Here is a 5,326-nt window from a genome sequence, read left to right on the forward strand (position 1 = left end):
GTCAGACTGATAGTCAACAAGATTATCAGCATCACAAGTTACTCCGCGAGAAATCAAAGATGTAACCAACGATTGCTGAGCCAAGTTTAGGGTTTCTTAAAAACCCAAAGATGTTTGAACTGAAGAGTTTGATCATGGCTCAGATTGAACGCTGGCGGCAGGCCTAACACATGCAAGTCGAGCGGTAGAGAGAAGCTTGCTTCTCTTGAGAGCGGCGGACGGGTGAGTAATGCCTAGGAATCTGCCTGGTAGTGGGGGATAACGTTCGGAAACGAACGCTAATACCGCATACGTCCTACGGGAGAAAGCAGGGGACCTTCGGGCCTTGCGCTATCAGATGAGCCTAGGTCGGATTAGCTAGTTGGTGAGGTAATGGCTCACCAAGGCGACGATCCGTAACTGGTCTGAGAGGATGATCAGTCACACTGGAACTGAGACACGGTCCAGACTCCTACGGGAGGCAGCAGTGGGGAATATTGGACAATGGGCGAAAGCCTGATCCAGCCATGCCGCGTGTGTGAAGAAGGTCTTCGGATTGTAAAGCACTTTAAGTTGGGAGGAAGGGCATTAACCTAATACGTTAGTGTTTTGACGTTACCGACAGAATAAGCACCGGCTAACTCTGTGCCAGCAGCCGCGGTAATACAGAGGGTGCAAGCGTTAATCGGAATTACTGGGCGTAAAGCGCGCGTAGGTGGTTTGTTAAGTTGGATGTGAAATCCCCGGGCTCAACCTGGGAACTGCATTCAAAACTGACTGACTAGAGTATGGTAGAGGGTGGTGGAATTTCCTGTGTAGCGGTGAAATGCGTAGATATAGGAAGGAACACCAGTGGCGAAGGCGACCACCTGGACTAATACTGACACTGAGGTGCGAAAGCGTGGGGAGCAAACAGGATTAGATACCCTGGTAGTCCACGCCGTAAACGATGTCAACTAGCCGTTGGAAGCCTTGAGCTTTTAGTGGCGCAGCTAACGCATTAAGTTGACCGCCTGGGGAGTACGGCCGCAAGGTTAAAACTCAAATGAATTGACGGGGGCCCGCACAAGCGGTGGAGCATGTGGTTTAATTCGAAGCAACGCGAAGAACCTTACCAGGCCTTGACATCCAATGAACTTTCTAGAGATAGATTGGTGCCTTCGGGAACATTGAGACAGGTGCTGCATGGCTGTCGTCAGCTCGTGTCGTGAGATGTTGGGTTAAGTCCCGTAACGAGCGCAACCCTTGTCCTTAGTTACCAGCACGTAATGGTGGGCACTCTAAGGAGACTGCCGGTGACAAACCGGAGGAAGGTGGGGATGACGTCAAGTCATCATGGCCCTTACGGCCTGGGCTACACACGTGCTACAATGGTCGGTACAGAGGGTTGCCAAGCCGCGAGGTGGAGCTAATCCCATAAAACCGATCGTAGTCCGGATCGCAGTCTGCAACTCGACTGCGTGAAGTCGGAATCGCTAGTAATCGCGAATCAGAATGTCGCGGTGAATACGTTCCCGGGCCTTGTACACACCGCCCGTCACACCATGGGAGTGGGTTGCACCAGAAGTAGCTAGTCTAACCTTCGGGAGGACGGTTACCACGGTGTGATTCATGACTGGGGTGAAGTCGTAACAAGGTAGCCGTAGGGGAACCTGCGGCTGGATCACCTCCTTAATCGACGACATCAGCTGCTTCATAAGTTCCCACACGAATTGCTTGATTCATTGAAGAAGACGATAAGAAGCAGCCCGAAATTGGGTCTGTAGCTCAGTTGGTTAGAGCGCACCCCTGATAAGGGTGAGGTCGGCAGTTCGAATCTGCCCAGACCCACCAATTTTGTGTGGGAAACGCCTGTAGAAATATGGGGCCATAGCTCAGCTGGGAGAGCGCCTGCCTTGCACGCAGGAGGTCAACGGTTCGATCCCGTTTGGCTCCACCACTACTGCTTCTGCGTTATGAAAGCTTAGAAATGAGCATTCCACCAAGACGGTGATGAATGTTGATTTCTAGTCTTTGATTAGATCGTTCTTTAAAAATTTGGGTATGTGATAGAAAGATAGACTGAACGTTACTTTCACTGGTAACGGATCAGGCTAAGGTAAAATTTGTGAGTTCTCTTAANCACTACTGCTTCTGCGTTATGAAAGCTTAGAAATGAGCATTCCACCAAGACGGTGATGAATGTTGATTTCTAGTCTTTGATTAGATCGTTCTTTAAAAATTTGGGTATGTGATAGAAAGATAGACTGAACGTTACTTTCACTGGTAACGGATCAGGCTAAGGTAAAATTTGTGAGTTCTCTTAATTGAGAAATTCGAATTTTCGGCGAATGTCGTCTTCACAGTATAACCAGATTGCTTGGGGTTATATGGTCAAGTGAAGAAGCGCATACGGTGGATGCCTTGGCAGTCAGAGGCGATGAAAGACGTGGTAGCCTGCGAAAAGCTTCGGGGAGTCGGCAAACAGACTTTGATCCGGAGATGTCTGAATGGGGGAACCCAGCCATCATAAGATGGTTATCTTGTACTGAATACATAGGTGCAAGAGGCGAACCAGGGGAACTGAAACATCTAAGTACCCTGAGGAAAAGAAATCAACCGAGATTCCCTTAGTAGTGGCGAGCGAACGGGGACTAGCCCTTAAGTGGCTTTGAGATTAGCGGAACGCTCTGGAAAGTGCGGCCATAGTGGGTGATAGCCCTGTACGCGAAAATCTCTTAGTCATGAAATCGAGTAGGACGGAGCACGAGAAACTTTGTCTGAATATGGGGGGACCATCCTCCAAGGCTAAATACTACTGACTGACCGATAGTGAACTAGTACCGTGAGGGAAAGGCGAAAAGAACCCCGGAGAGGGGAGTGAAATAGATCCTGAAACCGTATGCGTACAAGCAGTGGGAGCCCACTTTGTTGGGTGACTGCGTACCTTTTGTATAATGGGTCAGCGACTTATTTTCAGTGGCGAGCTTAACCGAATAGGGGAGGCGTAGCGAAAGCGAGTCTTAATAGGGCGTCTAGTCGCTGGGAATAGACCCGAAACCGGGCGATCTATCCATGGGCAGGTTGAAGGTTGGGTAACACTAACTGGAGGACCGAACCGACTACCGTTGAAAAGTTAGCGGATGACCTGTGGATCGGAGTGAAAGGCTAATCAAGCTCGGAGATAGCTGGTTCTCCTCGAAAGCTATTTAGGTAGCGCCTCATGTATCACTGTAGGGGGTAGAGCACTGTTTCGGCTAGGGGGTCATCCCGACTTACCAAACCGATGCAAACTCCGAATACCTACAAGTGCCGAGCATGGGAGACACACGGCGGGTGCTAACGTCCGTCGTGAAAAGGGAAACAACCCAGACCGTCAGCTAAGGTCCCAAAGTTATGGTTAAGTGGGAAACGATGTGGGAAGGCTTAGACAGCTAGGAGGTTGGCTTAGAAGCAGCCACCCTTTAAAGAAAGCGTAATAGCTCACTAGTCGAGTCGGCCTGCGCGGAAGATGTAACGGGGCTCAAACCATACACCGAAGCTACGGGTATCACGTAAGTGATGCGGTAGAGGAGCGTTCTGTAAGCCTGTGAAGGTGAGTTGAGAAGCTTGCTGGAGGTATCAGAAGTGCGAATGCTGACATGAGTAACGACAATGGGTGTGAAAAACACCCACGCCGAAAGACCAAGGTTTCCTGCGCAACGTTAATCGACGCAGGGTTAGTCGGTCCCTAAGGCGAGGCTGAAAAGCGTAGTCGATGGAAAACAGGTTAATATTCCTGTACTTCTGGTTATTGCGATGGAGGGACGGAGAAGGCTAGGCCAGCTTGGCGTTGGTTGTCCAAGTTTAAGGTGGTAGGCTGGAATCTTAGGTAAATCCGGGATTCTAAGGCCGAGAGCTGATGACGAGTTAACTTTTAGTTAACGAAGTGGTTGATGCCATGCTTCCAAGAAAAGCTTCTAAGCTTCAGGTAACCAGGAACCGTACCCCAAACCGACACAGGTGGTTGGGTAGAGAATACCAAGGCGCTTGAGAGAACTCGGGTGAAGGAACTAGGCAAAATGGCACCGTAACTTCGGGAGAAGGTGCGCCGGTGAGGGTGAAGGACTTGCTCCGTAAGCTCATGCCGGTCGAAGATACCAGGCCGCTGCGACTGTTTATTAAAAACACAGCACTCTGCAAACACGAAAGTGGACGTATAGGGTGTGACGCCTGCCCGGTGCCGGAAGGTTAATTGATGGGGTTAGCTAACGCGAAGCTCTTGATCGAAGCCCCGGTAAACGGCGGCCGTAACTATAACGGTCCTAAGGTAGCGAAATTCCTTGTCGGGTAAGTTCCGACCTGCACGAATGGCGTAACGATGGCGGCGCTGTCTCCACCCGAGACTCAGTGAAATTGAAATCGCTGTGAAGATGCAGTGTATCCGCGGCTAGACGGAAAGACCCCGTGAACCTTTACTATAGCTTTGCACTGGACTTTGAATTTGCTTGTGTAGGATAGGTGGGAGGCTTTGAAGCGTGGACGCCAGTCTGCGTGGAGCCAACCTTGAAATACCACCCTGGCAACTTTGAGGTTCTAACTCAGGTCCGTTATCCGGATCGAGGACAGTGTATGGTGGGTAGTTTGACTGGGGCGGTCTCCTCCTAAAGAGTAACGGAGGAGTACGAAGGTGCGCTCAGACCGGTCGGAAATCGGTCGTAGAGTATAAAGGCAAAAGCGCGCTTGACTGCGAGACAGACACGTCGAGCAGGTACGAAAGTAGGTCTTAGTGATCCGGTGGTTCTGTATGGAAGGGCCATCGCTCAACGGATAAAAGGTACTCCGGGGATAACAGGCTGATACCGCCCAAGAGTTCATATCGACGGCGGTGTTTGGCACCTCGATGTCGGCTCATCACATCCTGGGGCTGAAGCCGGTCCCAAGGGTATGGCTGTTCGCCATTTAAAGTGGTACGCGAGCTGGGTTTAGAACGTCGTGAGACAGTTCGGTCCCTATCTGCCGTGGACGTTTGAGATTTGAGAGGGGCTGCTCCTAGTACGAGAGGACCGGAGTGGACGAACCTCTGGTGTTCCGGTTGTCACGCCAGTGGCATTGCCGGGTAGCTATGTTCGGAATAGATAACCGCTGAAAGCATCTAAGCGGGAAACTAGCCTCAAGATGAGATCTCACTGGAACCTTGAGTTCCCTGAAGGGCCGTCGAAGACTACGACGTTGATAGGTTGGGTGTGTAAGCGCTGTGAGGCGTTGAGCTAACCAATACTAATTGCCCGTGAGGCTTGACCATATAACACCCAAGCAATTTGACTACTCTAACGAGCATCAGATTGCGGTGTGTGAAGACGAAAATGAACCGAAAGTTCGACGCTCA

2 tRNA genes and 2 rRNA genes are annotated in these 5,326 nt (G+C 50.6%); all 4 read left to right on the forward strand.

The features are described 5' to 3' along the window. Window positions 1-116: 116 nt before the first annotated feature. The 4 genes from U367_RS0122620 to U367_RS0122635 all read left to right on the forward strand — a co-directional run bounded on the left by U367_RS0122620 (window position 117) and on the right by U367_RS0122635 (window position 5,242). Window positions 117-1,653, forward strand: a 16S ribosomal RNA gene (locus tag U367_RS0122620). Window positions 1,654-1,735: 82 nt separating this feature from the next. Continuing rightward, window positions 1,736-1,812, forward strand: a tRNA-Ile gene (locus tag U367_RS0122625). 30 nt (window positions 1,813-1,842) lie between these two features. Next, window positions 1,843-1,918 (forward strand) — tRNA-Ala (locus tag U367_RS0122630). A gap of 432 nt (window positions 1,919-2,350) precedes the next feature. Further along, window positions 2,351-5,242 (forward strand): 23S ribosomal RNA (locus U367_RS0122635). The 16S and 23S rRNA genes sit together here with 2 tRNA genes alongside, the layout of an rRNA operon. Window positions 5,243-5,326 lie beyond the last annotated feature (84 nt).

Origin of the sequence: Pseudomonas canadensis (genome assembly GCF_000503215.1) — a bacterium.
Lineage (GTDB): Bacteria > Pseudomonadota > Gammaproteobacteria > Pseudomonadales > Pseudomonadaceae > Aquipseudomonas > Aquipseudomonas canadensis.